Origin of the sequence: Legionella sp., from assembly GCF_965140895.1 — a bacterium.
In the GTDB taxonomy this organism is placed as follows: Bacteria; Pseudomonadota; Gammaproteobacteria; order Legionellales; family Legionellaceae; genus Legionella.
This window is the reverse complement of the sequence record NZ_CBCSKT010000157.1, coordinates 1-18,245: the sequence shown is the minus strand read 5'-3', so window position 1 is coordinate 18,245 and position 18,245 is coordinate 1. Positions and strand designations below refer to the sequence as shown.

Here is an 18,245-nt window from a genome sequence, read left to right as displayed (position 1 = left end):
AGAGAATTTGATAAATATTTTTACATATATGATGCATAAATGGACGGAAATTAATAAAAAAAATGTTAAGGCATAAATAAATATTTAAAAAAATAGCAATTTATTTGAATTCATTGTAACGTAATGATTTGTAAATTTATCTTAACCTTGGGTTAATCGACTTTTTGTCAATTACAGCCATCCGAAGTGGTTTTTATTTTGTAATATGAGGGATCAACAGTGAGAGCAGTACTTACTAAATATATAGTCTGGCTAATTAGGGCTGTAGGAGCGATTGCCTTATGTATTATGATAGCTTCGTGTGGTAGAGACTATTGGGCTTTACCTCCTGAATTACCCAAAGGTCCATGTAAAGATACCGGTGCTTGTGATACTACAATCATCAACTACATGAAAAAATTTAATAAGCATGGGGTGAAAGTAGTTAGCATTGGTCAAGACTACATGGTTAGCATTCCTGCGACTTATTTATTTCATCCACAAACTCCCAATATTAAATGGCGCTCTTATAGGCTGCTAAATGATGTGGCAATATTTTTAAAGCAGTTTCGCAAGATTTCAGTTTTCATAACCGGATACAGTAGTAAATATGGATCTCCAGCCAGAGAACACGCGCTTACTTTGGCGCGCACGCGTGTGGTTGGTGAATATTTATGGTCTCAAGGTATTGATAGCCGTTTTATCTTTACCCAAGGTTTAGGTAGTGATAAACCAATTATTGCGTATCCACTTGGTGGTGATTATTCCGCTAATGCGCGAATAGAAATTACCTTTAGGCGAGCTGCGGGTTAGGAGTAAAGATGAATCGTGAAGGCTGGGCCTTAATCAAAGAGAACAAACGATTTAATGTTAATGTTTTCCGACGGGGTTTAATGTCCCTAATTGTTTCTTTAGGATTGAGTTGTATTTTGGGTTTGTTAATGTTTTATGTCTATCTAACCGAACCCGAGCGAGATTTTTATGCTACCAGTGGGGTAACTCCTCCAATAAAGCTGGCCCCTATGTTAGCTGCGAATATATCATCACAGGCGTTGTTACCTCCGGATCCGCCCACTGATGAGGAAGAAAAACTGATACCGCAATAAGCACAATAAAAATAGAGGATATTATGGCTGAAGATGCCTTAACAGTCGTTACATTAAGAAATAAATTTTATAAGGATAGCCAACGAAAAGTAATGCTTGCGTTGCTCGTTGCATTGTTAGTTAACCTTGTGTTGGCTTCTATGTTGGTTTATATGCTGACACATCCTCCTGCTCCGAGATATTTTGCTACCAGCATTAATGGTCGTATTACGCCTTTATTCCCATTAAATGAGCCGAACCAATCTGACTCTGCGGTATTGCAATGGGCAAACCAGGCTGCTATTGCTGCATTTACTTATAACTTTGTGAACTACCGAGATGAGTTACAAGCGTCATCTGGCTTCTTCACTGCAGAAGGTTGGGATCAATTCCTTAATGCGTTGCAACAATCGAATAACCTCGATGCGGTTAAGGCTAAAAAATTGATTGTCTCTGCGGTAGCAACTAGAGCGCCAATTATTTTGCAGAAAGGGGTTTTAAATGGCAGTTACTCATGGCGCGTACAAATGCCAATTCTAGTAACTTATCAGAGTGCCAGCGAATTTACACAACAAAATAATGTGGTGACTATGTTAATCACCCGAGTCTCGACTTTGAATTCTCCTAGAGGAATTGGTATATCACAGTTTGTTGTTGGACCTGCCAGTGGTGGAGTTTCTCAATGAAAAAGGTGAATCAGTTTTTTAAGTTTTGTGTTGTATGTAGTATTGCTCACTGGGGGGCTAGTGCCTCCTTTGCTGCTGCTCCTCCTCAACAGCAAGATAGTGCCCAACAAGCATTGCAACAGTTACGTATGTTACAACAGCGTTTATCAAACAATCCTGGACAAGGCGGGAATCAAGGCCAAGTTGTTCAGGGCCAGAATCAAGGTGGTGGCAATAATATACCTATTCCCTTATCTGACTCTTTATATCATGCTTCTCCACAAAAGCCCGAACCAACTCAACCGCAAACTCAAAATCCTAATGAGCAAGTAGTTAGTCAATCGGACGAAGAGGTAATCGATAATAAAGCCTTTAAAGATATGAGCCGTGGTTTGTATCCTTTAACTCCAGAACAAATTGTCCATTTAAGACAAATGCAACAAACCGTAGAATATGCGAAAGCATCCACTCCTGGAACTCCGCCTAAACCTACAGCGACATCACAATTTGTTAACTTGTCACCGGGGTCTACTCCTCCGGTTATTCGTTTGGCACAGGGATTTGTTTCTTCACTAGTATTTTTAGATTCTACCGGTTCTCCTTGGCCAATTTCTGCTTATGACTTGGGTGACCCTTCTGCGTTTAATATTCAATGGGATAAAACAAGTAATACCCTAATGATTCAGGCATTGAAATTATACAATTACGGTAATCTGGCGGTACGTTTGCAGGGATTAAATACTCCGGTAATGCTAACCCTCATTCCTGGTCAAAAAGCAGTAGATTATCGTGTTGATTTACGGGTTCAAGGTTATGGACCAAATGCTAAAAACAGACCTATGGAAGCGGGGTTACCTCCTTCTGCTAGTGAGTTGCTTTTACATGTCCTCGATGGGGTTCCTCCTCCTGGAAGTAAACGTTTAGGGATTATAGGCGGTGATGCGCGGGCTTGGTTATCCAACGATAGAATGTTTATTCGTACAAATCTTACTATATTGTCACCGGGCTGGCTTGCAAGTATGACCAGCGCAGATGGTACGCATGCTTATGAAATGCAAAAGTCTCCGGTATTATTAGTGTCCTGGCATGGAAAAGTCATGCAGCTCAAGGTAGAAGGGTTATAAATGGCAGGCAGAAAAGAAAATCTTAAATCGCTTTTTTCTAATACTCGTTCACGGGTCATTATCATTTTTACCGGAGTACTGCTAGTACTTGCCGTAGTAATAGGCTACGTTAAGTTGAGAGCCATTAATACTGGGCCAAGTGCAGAAGCAACTCTAAGTAATGCTCCTGGAAGTATTCAATCGATTCCTGGGGTACTTGATCCCACCGCCCAATATGCTCGCTTGCAAGAGGAACAAAATGTTACTCAAGCAAAACAGGCAGAACAGACAGGGGGAAGTGCCATCCCTACTATTATTCGTACCCAAGCTTTAGGTCAGGGAGTCGGGGTAATTGGTTCCCAGAATGGCCAAAGCGGCGTTGGCTTTGCTACTTTGGCTCGCGAAAATGAAGAAGGAGCACAACGCTCTTTATGGATTCAAAACTTACAAAACAATGGTTGTTCAAAGTCGGTGCTCGCTCAAGTCTTAAGTCAGGGCGCGCAATTGTCCGATATTAAATCAGCATGTAGCTGTGCTCAATTAAAAGATAATGGTTATAAGTTACAAGATCTAAATCAGGTTTGTGCCTGTAAAGATTTGAAAGCTGCTGGCTTTAATGCAAGACAACTAAGAGATGTTGGATATACTGCAAGCCGATTGAGAGATTGCGGTTTTAGTGCCTGTGAATTACGCAGCGCAGGTTTTACCGCCCAAGAAATGAAAGATGCAGGTTTTTCTGATGGTGAATTAAAAGGTGCTGGTTTTACTGATGATGAAATCAATCGGGCTAGTGGTTTGCCGCAGGGTATTTCTGCTGCTGATGTACTCAAAGCAGGATGTAATGTTGATAACTTAATAAAACTACGTAAACAAGGGGTAAGCGCCTCTGCGATTCGACGTATTAGTGGTTGTAGTGCCGAGGCTTTAAAAGCGGCAGGATATACTGCTAAAGAATTAAGAGAGGCAGGCTTTAGCGCTGCTGATCTGCGAAAGGCGGGATTTACTCCGGAGCAATTAAGGGCTGCGGGCTATAGTGCTAGAGATTTATTAAATGCTGGATTTTCTCCGGAGGAGTTAGCGAAGGCAGGATATACCGCTGCACAGATTAAAGAAGCTGAAGCAGAATTACCTCCAGGAATTAGTGCCGATGATGTCAAAAAGGCTGGATGCGATCCGGATGCTCTAAAAAAAGAGAGGGCAGCAGGTGTTAGCGCCACATTAATAAAACAATATGCGGGTTGTAGCGCACAGGCATTAAAAGCCGCAGGCTTTACTGATGCTGAGTTGGCTAATGCTGGATTTACCCCCCAAGATATTAGTGCGGCTACTCCGTTAACGGATGCGCAAATCAAAGCGGTAGGCTGCGATCCAACCGCATTGAAAAAATTATTTACTGCGGGTGTTAGTGCTAAACGTATTAAAGATTTAAATGGCTGTAGTGCCGACGCGTTAAAAAATGCTGGTTATGATGCCAAGTCATTACTTGATGCAGGCTATACTCCTGCTCAGTTGCAGGCTGTGGGTTATACAACCGGCGATTTAGAAAATGCGGGTTTATCTCCAGCGGAAATATTAGCTGCCGGACGAGTATCTGATTGTAGCGTTGATTCATTAAAGAGAGCCCGAGCTGCCGGGATTAGTGCGGCAACGATTAAGAAAACCTTGGGCTGTTCTGCGAAGGCATTGAAGGATGCTGGATATACCGCGAAAGAGTTAAAAGATGCGGGCTTTACTGCAGCAGAATTAAAAAATGCAGGCTTTACTGCGGCACAGCTTAAAGCGGCAGGGTTTAGCGCTAAGGAACTTAAAGATGCAGGCTTTAGTGCTAAAGAGCTTAAAGATGCAGGCTTTACTGCGGCACAGCTTAAAGCGGCAGGGTTTAGTGCCAAGGATCTTAAGGATGCCGGTTTTAGTGCTAAAGAACTCAAAGATGCGGGATTTAGTGCCAAAGATCTACGCGATGCAGGCTTTACTGCAGCGCAACTTAAGGATGCCGGTTTTAGTGCTAAAGATCTTAAAGATGCAGGGTATAGTGCTGCTGAGCTTAAAGCCGCAGGTTTTACTGCAGCCCAACTTAAGGAAGCAGGATTTGGAGCGTCTGAGCTTAAAGCTGCAGGCTATAGCGCTAAAAATTTAAAAGATGCAGGATTTGCTGCAGCTGATTTAAATGCGGCAGGATTTACTCCAGCCGAAATGCAGCTAGTAGGCTTAGGTAACCCTAATGTGCAACAAGGCGTATTTAGTCTTAGTGGGGTACCAAGCATAGGCCAGGGAGGCGTAGCCAACCAAGGGGCTGCCGCATCAAACCAGCAATTGCAAGCTATTTTAAACCGCCAGACCCAACAAATGGCAGAACAAAAGTATCAACAAAAAATCCAACAGCGAAGCGCAGATATGCTGTCTGCAGCAAATCAGTTACTCGTGGATTGGAAGAATGTTAGCGGCCAAACTTATGTTGCGGGCAATGAAGATAAGGATTCAATTGCGAGTGCTGCCAATAATGGTGCAGGAGGTAAACCTGGAACCCAAGGAGTTATGGGTGGCTCACAAGATCAAGCAGCAATAATTAAAACCGGTGATGTCTTGTTCGCGGTGATGGATACTTCCGTTAATAGTGATGAGCCTGGCCCTATTCTTGCAACGATTGTTGCAGGGAAATTAAAGGGAACCAAATTAATTGGTAGCTTCAATTTGCCTTCAAAAGCGAGCAAAATGGTTATTACTTTTAACACCATGTCTGTTCCTGGCGCTCCGAAAACCATATCGATTTCTGCGTTTGCGATTGATCCAAACACTGCAAGAACGGCTCTATCAAGCAGAACAGACCATCATTACTTGTTACGTTATGGTTCTCTGTTCGCTTCTTCGTTCCTTGAAGGATTTGGTAATGCGTTCCAGTCAGCTAATACCACGATAACTATTGGTGGTACTGGAGGTGGCAACAACGTAACCGTTGCCAATGGTGTTGGGCGCTCAACATTGCAAAATGCGGTCATTGGATTGGCAACAGTAGGTAAAACCTGGGGACAACAAGCACAGCAATTATTTAATAGACCAACGACTGTTGAGGTCTATGCTGGTAGTCCTTTAGGCGTGTTGTTTACACAAGACGTAAGATCACTTTAATTTGACGGTAGAAGACGATGGCAGAAAACGATCAAAATGATGAATATAAATTCGACGAGTATGAGTCTTATGACAACGAGTCAACGGACAATGCTGGTTCAAGCTCTTCACCACAGCCACCGGGGAAATCTCCAAAGGGGCCTAATAAGGATGTGCGACGTAACGCATTAATTGCTGTAGGCGTTGTCATTGCTGCTATGGTGGGATATAAAGTTGTTGGTGGCATTTTCTCCGGGAAAAGTACAACCGAGAAGGGGGCTGCTCTTCCGCCTGCCCCAGTTGCTGCAATTGCTCCACAGCAGCAAATACAGCCAATGCCACAACTTCAACCACAACCGACTCAGCAGCTTGCTCCTCAGCCAGTTCAGCAGCCCACACTTCCGGTGGCACAGGATGCTGCGCTGAAACAACAAGTTGAATCTATTGTGACAAACCAACAAAATGTTCAATCACAGGTTTCTTCAATGAACGAGCAGGTTGGAAATGTAAATAATAATGTTAACAACTTAAGTGCGCAAATTACCCAACTCAACCAGACAATTACGGATTTGACCAATCAGTTAAATAAGCAGTCAGAAGTAATTGCCGTATTAATGGAACGTACAAAGCCTAAGGTAGTTCGCAGAGTACTTCCTCCTCAGCGTTATGGTCATGCAAACATTTATTATATTAATGCAGTAATTCCTGGTCGGGCTTGGCTAATTGGTACAAATGGTTCTACACTTACAGTAAGAGAAGGGACAAAGATTGCGGGATATGGAGTCGTTAAGCTTATTGACTCTATGGACGGTCGAGTCTTAACGAGTTCTGGACGGACAATCAGGTTTAGTCAAGACGATAGTTGAGGTAATTATATATGGCTGATTCAACATGTACAGGCGGGACGGTTGCGTGCTGGGTTGCGAGTCAGGCAAACATACTAACCAATATTGCAAATTCATTGGTGCCTGTGCAACGCTTAATCACGGGCGGCGCGTATCTAATAGGTTGTGCTTTTTTATTTAAAGCAATTTACAGCCTAAAAGTATATGGTGAGGCGCGGACGATGATGTCCAGTCACACAAGTGTTAAAGAGCCTGTAGTCTATTTGATGGTAGGGGCAATATTTATTTATTTCCCGACCGCTTTTGCAACATTAATGCAGAGTACTTTTGGTTATCAAAATGTTCTTCAATACGCCCCAGTGAGCAGTAGTAATCAGACATTAGATTTTTTGTTTGGTAATGGGAGTGTGGTCGGAAGGCCACTGACGATTATCATTCAGGTTATTGGGCTGGTTGCTTTTGTAAGAGGGTGGGTGTTGATCGCGCGTTCAGCGTCACAAGGGCAGCCTCCAGGCGGAACAGGAAAGGGTTTAGTCCATGTTTTTGGGGGAATTTTGGCAATCAATATTGTAGGGACTATCAATATGATTAATAATACAATATACGGCACGTGATAGTATGTTGGTGGGTATTTTTACTTTTAAATTTAGGAGACAATAGTGAAAAGTAAAATCATTAGTAAAGCAGGCTTCAAGTCTTGGTTGAGCAGTATTGTTTGTCTAAGCTTATTAGCCTTGGTTTGTCAGGATGCAGTTGCTGGTGGAAATATGACTATCGGTGCTATGGCGTCATCAATTACAGGGTCATTTACGAACTTGACTAAATTAATTACAGCAGGTTCTTATTTGGCTGGCTTGGGTTTCTCTATCGGTGCCATTATGAAGTTCAAACAGCACAAAGATAATCCAACTCAAATTCCAATTGGTACACCTATCGCGTTAGTATTTATTGCTGCCGCATTACTGTTCCTCCCTTCAATTTTAGGGGTAACTGGAGCTACCATGTTCGGTTCTTCAGGCGGTAAAACAGCAGGTCCTACTGGTACTGTTTATACTGGTTCGTAATAATTGAGTTGTAACAAAAGCGGGTAAATTTAAGTTACCCGCTTTATTTATGTAAAGTAGTTCGATTTCAGATGGGCCAATGGGCCATAATAATGAAAATATCAGTTAATAATAAGCGTGTATTAGGTAACGTGAGCTGAAAATATGGCAGTGAATCAAGAAAAAAAACAGTTGAAGTTAATGGCTACGCCAGGTTCATGGCGTTTATATTCAGCCAGAAAAGTCGACGAGCGATTTAAGTCATATGAGCAAAAAGTTTTGCAACGAGATCGCTATACGTGTCAATTTTGTGGTTTTCAAGCTCGCCTCTTTCAAGAAGTAGTAAATCTTGATAATAATTATTCTAACAACAAACTACCTAACTTGGTAACTGCTTGTTGCTTTTGCGCACAGTGCTTTTTTATTGAATCTGTTGGTGTTGGTGGATATGGTGGGGGAACACTGATCTATCTTCCTGAGCTGACCCAGACAGAATTAAATAGCCTATGTCACGTGCTTTTCTGCGCTATAACTAACGATACTGGATATAAATCCAGTGCGCAGAACATCTATCGCGGATTTAAATTTCGTTCACAGCAGGTAGAAGAAAAATTTGGTGAGGGTACAAGTGATCCTGCTATTTTTGGTCAATTAATGATTGACGCAGGGGTCAATGATGAAGAAAGAAGGTCGCAACTTTTTAAAAACATACTGTTATTGCCTTCTCGAGCAAAATTTCGTAAACAGATTGAAAAATGGGCTGCGAGTGCCTTAGAAGAAATTACTGTATAAGGGATCGTTGACCTAGTGGTTGTTTCCATTTTTTCCACTAGTGTAGAAATGGAAATAAACCCTAAGCTACACTAAATGGGGATAATAAAAATGGCGCATTGGTCAGAATCTTTTTTTGAGGGGGTTGACACCTTCTTTGCCTGGCTAAGTACTTCACTTAAGCAAACAACAGAGTCATACATTGATTTAGAAACGGCGGATAGTCCAACCGTTCTGGTAAATCATGATGGTTCTTTATTATCAATCATTAAAGTTGAAGGGATTTCTGCACTTGCAGGGCCTGAAGAATTTGATCAGTTGGTTGCTGGCTTAACAAATGCGTTTCAGGCGGCTATGGGGCGACCAGGCCATGGTTTACAAGTTTACTTTAGCCATGATAAGCAAAATATCAGAAAGCTAATTCGTGATATTTATGATCCGGCAACTGCAACAGCAAAACGCCTTGGTTTAGATTTAGGGGACCTTTTTGATGAACGGACTGACTACATGGCACAATATTGTGCTGAAGAACGTTTATTTTTTGTATTAATCACCAGACCCTTCAACTTAACAACGGAACAATTAAAAGCGGCTAATAAAGCGAAAATGAAGATGCTAAAAGACACTAAAGCACCTCCATTTAAAAGCAGCCAGACAATTTATGCGGCAGTTCCTGAATTACGCGATACACATGATGCCTATGTTCGCGCCATCATGAATGATTTGGACTCCTTGCATGTTGCAGGAAAATTATTAGAGGTTCATGACGCAGTACATGCAATTCGCATGACTGCTGATCCGGATTATACCGCTGATGATTGGCGTGCTACCTTGCCCGGAGATATGATCCCAGTCCGTGAATTTAATAATTTTGACGGTGATGCCTCTGATCTATTATGGCCCTCATTGGCAAAGCAGGTACTTCCACGTGATGCTCAGGTTTTAGATTTACGCACTGTTCAAGTAGGCGATAAGATTTACTCATCCACTTACATCGATTTATTTCCAAAGGATGTAAGGCCCTTTGTGTATTTGTTTGGACGTATTTTACCTTCACATATTCCTTGGAAAATTTCATTTTTAATTGAAAGTGAAGGACTGGCTACAATTAAATTAAAAGGTCTTTTGGCTGGAATTTTAAGTTTCAGTTCGGCACAAAACCGTTTAATTAGTGACTCGGTAAACTTGCTTAAGTATTTACAACTTAATACAGATGAGTCAATTGTTCGTTTACGTGTGGTGGCCACAACTTGGGCACCTGAAGGGCGAGTGCCTTTATTACGTCAACGCAGTTCTGAGTTAGTTAAAGCAGTTCAGGGCTGGGGTTCTACGGATGTATCTGAAATTTGTGGTGATCCCTTTGGTGGTTTTGTATCCAGCATGTTAGCGGGAACCCTGAATAGTACCGCAGTACCTACAGTCGCTCCGTTAAGTGCTGTAGTTTCTATGCTACCTATTACTCGCCCTGCATCACCTTGGAATAAAGGGGCATTACTATTTAGATCCCCTGATGGAAAGCCTTGGCCATTCCAACCCGGTTCTACTGAACAAACTACATGGATTGATCTCGTTTATGCGCGTCCTGGTTCGGGTAAATCCGTACTTTCTAATGCGATCAATTTAGCGCTGTGCTTATCTGGTGGTCTATTACGCCTGCCACGCATTGCTATTATTGATATAGGACCCTCAAGTAGTGGATTGATTTCGCTTTTACAAGAAGCATTACCGGCTTCAAAACGCCACTTAGTGGCTTATCACCGTTTAAGAATGACACCAGATTACTCAATTAATCCCTTTGATACTCAATTAGGCTGTCGTTACCCAACCGCTTTAGAGCGTGCATTCCTGGTGAACTTTATTACTTTATTGACAACACCCTTAGGCGCAGAGAAACCCTATGATGGTATGCCTGATCTGGCTGGTATGGTTGTCGATGAATTATTTAAGAGTATGGCCGATGAATATAACCCAACTCCTTATGCTCCAGGAGTCGAAGTATTTCTGGATAGTATTTTGGAAGAGATTGGTTTTGTTCGTGACTCAAAATCAACCTGGTGGGAAGTGACTGATTCACTATATTCTGCAGGATTTGAGCATGAGGCTATGCTGGCTCAACGTTATGCTATGCCTTTACTTGCGGATGCGGCCTCTATTTGTCGTACTCCTTCGATTGAAGACTTGTATGAACGAATTACCGCGCCTACGGGAGAGTCATTAATTAATGCGTTTTCGCGAATGATTTCTGCTGCGGTGCGTGAATACCCTATTTTATCCCGGGTGACCAGTTTCGACATTGGGGATGCGCGCGTTGTTTCTCTAGACCTTGACGAGGTAGCCAAGAGTGGAGGGGATGCTGCAGACCGACAAACAGCGGTAATGTATATGTTGGCGCGTTATGTTTTGGCGCGACATTATTATCTAACTGAAGAAAGTTTGAATAATATTCCCGAACAATACAAGGAATATCATAAGGAACGGGTGCGTGAGATACGTGAAGATCATAAGCGTATTGTTTATGACGAATTCCACCGTACCTCGAAATCAGCTGCTGTGCGTGAACAAGTAATCATCGATATGCGTGAAGGACGTAAATGGAAAGTTCAAATTGCTTTACTCTCTCAGTCTGTGGATGACTTTGATCCGGTAATGATTGATTTTGCGACTGCAATTTATATTATGGACGCTGGACCTTCTCAAGCGATTGAAAAAACCACGTCTATCTTCGGACTTTCTGAAACAGCGAAGGCTGCGTTACGTAATCGGGTACATGGTCCACGACTTGGAGGTGCCACTTTCCTCGCTCAATTTGCTACTAAGAATGGGGTAAACGTGCAATTACTCACCCTTACTTTAGGGCCAGTTGAATTGTGGGCGTTTAGTACTACCGCTGAGGATGCGTCAGTGAGAAACCACTTATATCGACATCTTGGACCTGCTGAGGCACGACGCTTGCTCGCAGCATTATTCCCCAATGGCTCTGTCGCTAAAGAGATTGAAACTCGTTTAGCGGGAATGAAGGAAAAGATAGGTCTAATCGAAGAAGACATGAAAGAAAGTATTGTAGAACAATTAATTAATGACATTCTTGATGCCTATTCTAAAAATCCCGATGTTAAGAGTTTGCCTGCCAAATTAACTTAATATTGCCTTAAGAATAGTCACATATAATGCGCCTCATCTAATAATAAAGGATGAGGTCATTATGAAAAAAATTCTCGCAGCCGTGTTAATTTTATTTAGTTCTTTTAGTGCTTTTTCAGAAGGCGTTGCCAGTCGTGTTCCGGATGAGTTTTATGTGAAAGAGCATTGGCTTAGCATGACTACAAGTTATGATATTGAAACTCAAACCCAAAAATTAGGTACCTTATATAGACGATTTTTTAGCTTTTTGTTAACGTATGATTTTTATGATCCGTTTGATAACAAAATTGCTTATGCACGCTCGACGTTCTTTTCATTTAATGCACATTTTGATGTTTATGATGATTTCGAAAATTATTTAGGTGCAGCAGACGAGCGTCTGTTTTCTTTCTTCCCTACCTTTGATATTTATGATCGTGATGGCTATACCAGACTTGCTAAAGCATCAATGAACTTCTGGGGAACAACATTTACTATTTATGATCCAGTAACCAGTAAAGAAATGGCTTATATGTCTCGTTCATTCTTTAGATTAAAAAATGATTGGACTTTCCACGTAACTGACCGAGAAGTATTTGATCACAAAGGTATTGATCCACGAGTATTAATGACGGTTATTGCTTTCCAAGGCGATAGAGAATATTGGGAACAAGAACAACGACGTGAGCACGATAATCTAGTAAGACGGGGTATCAAGAGCAGCCAACCAGCTCCTGCAACTGATGTCAGCAAACAGCAGTTGAGTATGCTTTTAGATAAAATTGCTACAGTAACGAAGCAAGAAGGTTTCGATAATACTCAAGAGCCTGATGATAACGCAGCAATCGCGGTTGCAACTGAGTTAGAGAATGGTTACAACACACAAATGGCTGATGATGCAGTACAATCAAGCCAAGAGCGATTGAATGCCTTTACTGATTACTGTTTACATTTGATTCAATCAGACTCAATGTCTAAAGAGAAAAAGAAAACTATTCTGTTCTTATTAAAAGCACGTTTGGAAGCAAACGCATAATAATATAGTTTGCTGGGCTGAGGCCCAGCAAACGAAATTTGCTTAACTTCCAAAGCAGGGCCTTGCATTAGGCCAGCCTATCATCCATCCCGAACGTCCTTCATTTAACAATTACTCTGCAATAAACTCTGATTACTTTCTAGGCCATCAAGGCTACTATAAGAGCAACCATAAACCTTCTTGGCATCATACATCGCCAAATCTGCTTTAACGACCAGCTCCGTTGCTGTTGTCGCATTATCCGGATAGATGGCTGAGCCGATGCTAATGGAGTAAGAATAAGGTTCACCATTTTCAAGAATCACAATGGGTTGAAACTCTTCGATGATACGTTCTGCAATCACTTGTGGTGTTTGCTTATTGGGAGCATGGGGGACAATGGCAGTAAATTCATCACCACCAAGCCGAGCAATGAAATCTTTTTCACGAAAGCAAAGTTGGAGCCGCCTTGAAGTTTCTAAAAGCAACTGAACCTGAATCTTGTTATTCGCCAGCATGGGAATACGTTGAGTGCTATTAGCATGAGCTAAATACGCGATTAACATAAAAATTAATACAGTAATTTGACGCATCTTTGCCACTCTTTTTGCAAAATAGAAGAAAACTATAATACAAAATTGCGCTCAAGGGTATCCGTAATTACCTGCTGAATGAGCAGGGCCAATTTATCATACATCATTGTTTTATAAGAGGTTGTTCGCCAAGCAATGCCAATTTCTCTATAAGCCTGTTTATTTGTTAAGGGTCGGGCAATTAGCTCCGTCCCTTCAAGAATCCCGCTATTAATCGCTAATGTCGGTAAAAATGTAATTCCGGGCTGATGATTGACCATTTGAATTAAGGTATGCAAGCTGGTGGCAAAGAAATGATTAATCTGTTTACTGTTTTTCAATTCACAGGCTTGCAGAGCATGCCCTGTCAGGCAATGTTCTTTTTCCAGAAGAAAAATGCTGTTTTCAGGTAACTTACTGATTTTTAGGTTAAAGTTTTGGTGTTGCCAGGTTTTAGGTAAAACTAATTGGAAATAATCTTTACCTACGATACGTGTATGTAGATCTGGGGTAGGGTAAGGTAGGGCAAGAATCACCATATCCAGCTTTCCTTCGCTTAACAGTTTTAAGGCATTTTCAGTTGTATCTTCTCTAATAAATAAAGTTAAGTCTGGATAATGCTCCTGACATAGATTTTGCAGGCTATTTAATATAAACGGGGCAATGGTAGGAATAATGCCCAGATAAAAGTTGCCTTCCATCATCTTTCCTTGGGTCATTACATAATCTATCAGGGCATCGCTTTGCTCAAGCAGTGCTCGACTGCGTTTTACAATCTCTTCACCAAGCGGGGTAAAGAAAAAGGTTTTGTGATCGCGTTCCAAAAGCTGTACTTCAAGTGTTTCCTCAAGATTAGTAATCGCAGCACTTAACGTGGATTGACTAACAAAGCAAGCTGCCGCGGCTCGGCCAAAATGTTGATGCTCATAAAGGCTTACCAAATAGTGTAACTGTTTTAGATTGGTTAATTTTCTCATCGCTTTTTCCGATTGAACGCATCTGTTTTATTCATTTTAAATAATTATATACTATTACTATACTGAAATTGTAACCAGTAATGAGGAGATGATTATGTTAACTGTTGGCCAAAAAATATCTGAGTTTTCTGTAGTTGCAGTAAAACCTGGTTTCAATAACCATGAAGAAAATGGGGTCAGTGCTTTTGAAGTAATTACGGAGCAAAGTTTTGCTGGTAAATGGAAAGTACTTTATTTCTATCCTAAAGATTTTACTTTTGTATGCCCAACAGAAATCGTGGAGTTTGCGCGATTAAATGGTGAGTTTAATGATCGTGATGCCGTTGTATTAGGAGGAAGTACTGATAATGAGTTTGTAAAATTGGCATGGCGTAGAGAGCACAAAGATTTACATGCCTTAGATCAGTACAGCTTTGCTGACGTGAATGGAAAATTAACGGATGGGTTGGGTGTTCGAGATGCGGAAAGTGGTTGTGCGCTAAGAGCTACCTTTATTATTGATCCTAATAATGTCATCCAGCATGTTAGTGTTAATTCCTTAAATGTTGGCCGTAATCCACAAGAGATATTACGTATATTGGATGCATTACAAACCGATGAACTCTGTCCTTGTAATCGTTCGGTGGGTGGGGAAACTTTGTAACGACGTAGCAACGGTCATTGAATCCAATACCGTGAGCAATGATGAAATGTATAGCCTGTGAACATTACCAATGTAGAGAGGTCATTATGTCTATCGAACAATTAAAACAAAGTATTCCTGATTATGCTAAAGACATACGTCTTAACGTCAGTAACCTCTTTGGCAATATAGCGCAAACTGGCTTAACAGAAAGTCAATTTTACGGGGCCGTCCTGGCTATTGCCTATAGTCTCAAAAATAAACAAATACTCGAGGCTATTTTAGCGGAGGGAGAGGCACATATTACATCCGAATTACAACAAGCAGCAAAAATAGCAGCAACACTCATGGCCATGAATAATGTGTACTATCGTGCCATCCATTTGGCGGGAAATAAAGAGTTGTCATTGCTGCCGGCTAATTTACGCATGAATGCGATGGCAAACCCCGGAGTTCCTAAAGCGGATTTTGAGTTGTTTGCTCTAGCCGTGTCTGTTTTAAATGGTTGTGGGATGTGTATTCATTCTCATGTCGCGCAGCTTGAAGACGCTGGGATTGCTAAGGCAGCGATACAATCGGCTTTACGTATTGCTGCGGTGCTTAATGCAATGGCTCTGGTGTTAACAATCGAGTAATATGGGAATTTGTACCTTAATCATCCCGTATTACGATTTCGTCTAATACGGGCAACACGTTGATGTTTAATTTATACCAATCTTTACCATCCACGAATCGTGCCACCATCATGCTACCTACCGTATTACACGTAACATTAAGCATGGTGGCTAAAGGATCAATAATGATGCTGATGGCCGCAATCGCAATTAAAACCGAAGGGGGAAAACCATAGACACTTAATATGAGCAATTCACCTAACATTCCACCGCTGGGAATGGCCCCCATTACGGTGCCCACTAATAAAGAAACACCTATCGCTGTAAGTAATACGCTTGCTCCAGAAAAATCCCAATGAAAAATGCCAAATAAGAATGCAATTTTAAAAATGCCGCCAATAACGGAACCTTCTTTATGGATAATCGTGCCTAAGGGAATCACTGTTTCATATATTTCGGGAGGAATACGCATTTTTTTCGTGGCCATTAAATTGGCTGGAATGCTTGCTGCGCTGCTGCAGGTGGCAACCGAGGTTACCGAGGGCAGGAAAATCGCACTCCAAAATAATTTAACGCCCGGCATTTTTCCTGCAATATAGGCATAGACAGTAAAAGCAAGGACAAAGTATAAGAATGTATAAAAATAATAAAGCCCGGCAATGCGCAGATAATTTTCCATTAGCTGCGGACCTAGTTCATTGATTAACAGGGCAAAGTAGGCAAAAAAACCTATGGGCGCGTAATACATGATTAAGGTAAAAACCCGCATGAAAACCTCTTCTCCAGCCTGCAAAAAGTCAATAAACACCTGTCCTTTTTCACTTAGACTCGAGGTGGAAATGCCGACTAAAAGAGAAAATACGATTAAAGCCAATATATGTTGGTGTGACAGCAAGAGGCTAAAATCTTTTACCGTAAAGATGCCTGCAATTTGGCTACTAAAACTTGCGATATTGGGTTGAGTCGGAATTGAAAGTGGCAAGGTAATGCCTTGTGCCGGTGGGAACATTTTAACGACAAACAGCGCATAAATAGCAGCGATTAAACTGGTAAAAAGAAAAACTACAGCCATATTAAAAATGATTTTACCTAGTTTGCCCATTGAACCGAGGCGCGCGATGGCTGAAGTCACACTGAAAAAAATCAAAGGCACAATGGCGGTGAAAATCAGGTTCAGAAAAATTTCACCAAAAGGTTTCAAATAGGGGGTGATGGGACCAAAGTAATAGCCAGTCAATCCTCCCAGCAGAATAGATGAAATTAAAATAAAAGGAAAAAAATAAGTTCCCAGAATTTTTTTTGCTGCAGCCATGTAGTGATTTCCTCTAGTTTTCGGCAGGCCCTTTTAATGCTTCGTATTTTATACCCAAGGTAGTGCAAATGCTATTTTTATGCTTTTGGGGAGGCGGATTGTTTCTAAAGCAAATGTTTTGCGTAAATATAAAACACATTGGTTGATTTAAATATTTACATGCTGTAAGATTCGTGCTGCCTACATAATTAAACCGTGAGGGTTCTTATGCCTGCTATTGACGTTGTTCGTTACACGCCATCTGAGTTACAATCTTGGAATATTACATTAAAAAATAATCAAGCGCTAATTCATAATTATGCCAATCATATTCACCGATATCAGCTCGTTTTAACTCCCTTAGAAGATGAGTTGCAACGAATAGAGCAGACAATCAATGAAACTCTTGCCGCATTAAATTTGAATACCGGTGCATCTCTTGATGTATCTGTTTATCTCAATCCCAACTATCATCCGCCTCGACATGGCGACCATAACGTCAATTATCGAGTTATTGAGTTACAACGCCAATTAGTTTCTTTGGAGCAGCAAAGAAAAGAGCGTGTTAACGATATGCTCCCTTATCAGAATAACATCAGTCACCAGACTCAAGAGCTGAATAAATTACTCTCGCAGAATGAATGGATACAGCAACAGATTGAATCAGCAAATGTGTTTTTACATGTATTATGTTCTACTCCACGTGTCTTAGTGATGGATTTGCGTGAGAAATTACTCGCTGCAGTAAATGCTTATGAAGATAAGCATATGAGCAACCAGTCATTGGCTGTTCGCAGCTGTTTGCATGCCATTCATAATGGCTTAGATTTCTTAATTGCGGACGTATATGATTTAAAAATTCAGCAACAAAATTATTTACGCTTATGTGGCTTTTTAGCGGATATGTATTCCCGAGTGCAACAAGAAAATAAAGATGATGTTTTTCTCCTCACTCTGGCAGAGGTCATTGATACCACGCATATACATCCACTAGAAGATATTTTAGACGACTTAGGCATTTCATTTAATGCTATGGCTTGGTTTCGGGCTGCACAAAAAGAGCGGCGTCGTATTTTTACAATTACTGAGTCTGAATTAAATAGCGATGAAGTTGCACGATGTCAGCAAATGATGAATCGACTATTGGATAATTCGTTACCACAAGCGAGCTATTTACAACAGAGTATTCGACAAAGTGCTGAAGCTATTGATATTGAGATCTGTGACAAACTGCGTAGAAATGAGTCCATTGACTATCATTTTTATACTTGTTTGGCCAATACCTTGATGCAATTACATCATGACGGCAGTAACTCACGTGCAACAGAGCGTTTATTTCATATGGCAGAGCAAGCCACAGGCACTTCATCATTAGGTAAGAAACTGGTAGGTGCTTTAATGGTTGTTTTAGGGGGGGCGATGGTTACTACCAGCATTT

17 protein-coding genes are annotated in these 18,245 nt (G+C 41.2%); 14 read left to right on the top strand and 3 right to left on the bottom strand.

From position 1 onward, the window contains the following. Positions 1-288: 288 nt before the first annotated feature. The 11 genes from icmN (at position 289) to ACQY7T_RS13850 (ending at position 12,752) form a co-directional block, all read left to right on the top strand. Positions 289-792, top strand: a complete 504-nt coding sequence (gene icmN, locus ACQY7T_RS13900; RefSeq protein ID WP_428414142.1) for a type IVB secretion system protein IcmN/DotK — start codon at positions 289-291, stop codon at positions 790-792. 8 nt (positions 793-800) lie between these two features. Beyond that, the gene (gene icmM / locus ACQY7T_RS13895; RefSeq protein WP_428414125.1) at positions 801-1,085 is read left to right on the top strand and encodes a type IVB secretion system protein IcmM/DotJ; all 285 of its coding nucleotides are present in this window, start codon (positions 801-803) and stop codon (positions 1,083-1,085) included. Positions 1,086-1,108: 23 nt separating this feature from the next. Continuing rightward, positions 1,109-1,750, top strand: coding sequence for a type IVB secretion system apparatus protein IcmL/DotI (locus ACQY7T_RS13890; RefSeq protein WP_133136894.1), 642 nt, complete (start codon positions 1,109-1,111; stop codon positions 1,748-1,750). Beyond that, the gene (locus ACQY7T_RS13885; RefSeq protein ID WP_428414124.1) at positions 1,747-2,853 is read left to right on the top strand and encodes a DotH/IcmK family type IV secretion protein; all 1,107 of its coding nucleotides are present in this window, start codon (positions 1,747-1,749) and stop codon (positions 2,851-2,853) included. The genes ACQY7T_RS13890 and ACQY7T_RS13885 overlap by 4 nt, the downstream gene beginning before the upstream one ends. Next, entirely contained in the window at positions 2,854-5,958 is a 3,105-nt protein-coding gene (gene dotG, locus ACQY7T_RS13880) for a type IVB secretion system protein DotG/IcmE (protein ID WP_428414123.1), read from the top strand. Between the two features lie 17 nt (positions 5,959-5,975). Then, positions 5,976-6,803, top strand: a complete 828-nt coding sequence (gene icmG / locus ACQY7T_RS13875; protein ID WP_428414122.1) for a type IVB secretion system protein IcmG/DotF — start codon at positions 5,976-5,978, stop codon at positions 6,801-6,803. Between the two features lie 11 nt (positions 6,804-6,814). Beyond that, entirely contained in the window at positions 6,815-7,396 is a 582-nt protein-coding gene (locus ACQY7T_RS13870) for a type IV secretion protein IcmC (RefSeq protein ID WP_428414121.1), read from the top strand. A gap of 45 nt (positions 7,397-7,441) precedes the next feature. Further along, positions 7,442-7,846: a type IV secretion protein IcmD gene (locus tag ACQY7T_RS13865; RefSeq protein ID WP_252580597.1), complete on the top strand. Its 405-nt coding sequence runs from the start codon at positions 7,442-7,444 to the stop codon at positions 7,844-7,846. A gap of 144 nt (positions 7,847-7,990) precedes the next feature. Then, a complete protein-coding gene (icmJ, locus tag ACQY7T_RS13860; protein ID WP_428414120.1) occupies positions 7,991-8,617 on the top strand; it encodes a type IVB secretion system protein IcmJDotN in 627 nt (208 codons plus the stop codon). A 90-nt stretch (positions 8,618-8,707) separates the two neighbouring features. Then, complete coding sequence (locus ACQY7T_RS13855) at positions 8,708-11,737, top strand: type IV secretion protein IcmB (protein WP_428414119.1); 3,030 nt, start codon at positions 8,708-8,710, stop codon at positions 11,735-11,737. 61 nt (positions 11,738-11,798) lie between these two features. Continuing rightward, complete coding sequence (locus tag ACQY7T_RS13850) at positions 11,799-12,752, top strand: hypothetical protein (protein WP_428414118.1); 954 nt, start codon at positions 11,799-11,801, stop codon at positions 12,750-12,752. Between the two features lie 104 nt (positions 12,753-12,856). Here ACQY7T_RS13850 and ACQY7T_RS13845 read toward each other — a convergent pair whose 3' ends face one another. Together ACQY7T_RS13845 and ACQY7T_RS13840 are read right to left on the bottom strand one after the other, a co-directional pair. Then, positions 12,857-13,324, bottom strand: coding sequence for a diguanylate cyclase domain-containing protein (locus ACQY7T_RS13845; RefSeq protein WP_428414117.1), 468 nt, complete (start codon positions 13,322-13,324; stop codon positions 12,857-12,859). 32 nt (positions 13,325-13,356) lie between these two features. Then, entirely contained in the window at positions 13,357-14,280 is a 924-nt protein-coding gene (locus tag ACQY7T_RS13840; RefSeq protein ID WP_428414116.1) for a LysR substrate-binding domain-containing protein, read from the bottom strand. Between the two features lie 94 nt (positions 14,281-14,374). On the opposite strand from ACQY7T_RS13840, the gene ACQY7T_RS13835 reads away from it, so the two are divergent. Both ACQY7T_RS13835 and ACQY7T_RS13830 read left to right on the top strand, forming a co-directional pair. Further along, positions 14,375-14,923 carry a peroxiredoxin gene (locus tag ACQY7T_RS13835; protein ID WP_428414115.1) on the top strand — a complete coding sequence of 183 codons (549 nt, stop codon included), beginning with the start codon at positions 14,375-14,377 and terminating at the stop codon, positions 14,921-14,923. An 86-nt stretch (positions 14,924-15,009) separates the two neighbouring features. Further along, a complete protein-coding gene (locus ACQY7T_RS13830) occupies positions 15,010-15,537 on the top strand; it encodes a carboxymuconolactone decarboxylase family protein (protein WP_428414113.1) in 528 nt (175 codons plus the stop codon). A gap of 16 nt (positions 15,538-15,553) precedes the next feature. Here ACQY7T_RS13830 and ACQY7T_RS13825 read toward each other — a convergent pair whose 3' ends face one another. Next, positions 15,554-16,828, bottom strand: coding sequence for a dicarboxylate/amino acid:cation symporter (locus tag ACQY7T_RS13825; protein ID WP_428414112.1), 1,275 nt, complete (start codon positions 16,826-16,828; stop codon positions 15,554-15,556). Between the two features lie 207 nt (positions 16,829-17,035). Between ACQY7T_RS13825 and ACQY7T_RS13820 the strand changes: the two genes are divergently transcribed. After that, positions 17,036-18,245, top strand: a 1,210-nt coding sequence (locus ACQY7T_RS13820) for a hypothetical protein (RefSeq protein WP_428414110.1), incomplete at its 3' end; no start/stop codon positions are given.

Excerpts from the sequence above, each read along its gene's own strand:
- icmN (WP_428414142.1), top strand. The coding sequence starts at position 289 with ATGATAGCTTCGTGTGGTAGAGACTATTGGGCTTTACCTCCTGAATTA.
- icmM (WP_428414125.1), top strand. The coding sequence starts at position 801 with ATGAATCGTGAAGGCTGGGCCTTAATCAAAGAGAACAAACGATTTAAT.
- ACQY7T_RS13890 (WP_133136894.1), top strand. The coding sequence starts at position 1,109 with ATGGCTGAAGATGCCTTAACAGTCGTTACATTAAGAAATAAATTTTAT.
- ACQY7T_RS13885 (WP_428414124.1), top strand. The coding sequence starts at position 1,747 with ATGAAAAAGGTGAATCAGTTTTTTAAGTTTTGTGTTGTATGTAGTATT.
- dotG (WP_428414123.1), top strand. The coding sequence starts at position 2,854 with ATGGCAGGCAGAAAAGAAAATCTTAAATCGCTTTTTTCTAATACTCGT.
- icmG (WP_428414122.1), top strand. The coding sequence starts at position 5,976 with ATGGCAGAAAACGATCAAAATGATGAATATAAATTCGACGAGTATGAG.
- ACQY7T_RS13870 (WP_428414121.1), top strand. The coding sequence starts at position 6,815 with ATGGCTGATTCAACATGTACAGGCGGGACGGTTGCGTGCTGGGTTGCG.
- icmJ (WP_428414120.1), top strand. The coding sequence starts at position 7,991 with ATGGCAGTGAATCAAGAAAAAAAACAGTTGAAGTTAATGGCTACGCCA.
- ACQY7T_RS13855 (WP_428414119.1), top strand. The coding sequence starts at position 8,708 with ATGGCGCATTGGTCAGAATCTTTTTTTGAGGGGGTTGACACCTTCTTT.
- ACQY7T_RS13850 (WP_428414118.1), top strand. The coding sequence starts at position 11,799 with ATGAAAAAAATTCTCGCAGCCGTGTTAATTTTATTTAGTTCTTTTAGT.
- ACQY7T_RS13845 (WP_428414117.1), bottom strand. The coding sequence starts at position 13,324 with ATGCGTCAAATTACTGTATTAATTTTTATGTTAATCGCGTATTTAGCT.
- ACQY7T_RS13840 (WP_428414116.1), bottom strand. The coding sequence starts at position 14,280 with ATGAGAAAATTAACCAATCTAAAACAGTTACACTATTTGGTAAGCCTT.
- ACQY7T_RS13835 (WP_428414115.1), top strand. The coding sequence starts at position 14,375 with ATGTTAACTGTTGGCCAAAAAATATCTGAGTTTTCTGTAGTTGCAGTA.
- ACQY7T_RS13830 (WP_428414113.1), top strand. The coding sequence starts at position 15,010 with ATGTCTATCGAACAATTAAAACAAAGTATTCCTGATTATGCTAAAGAC.
- ACQY7T_RS13825 (WP_428414112.1), bottom strand. The coding sequence starts at position 16,828 with ATGGCTGCAGCAAAAAAAATTCTGGGAACTTATTTTTTTCCTTTTATT.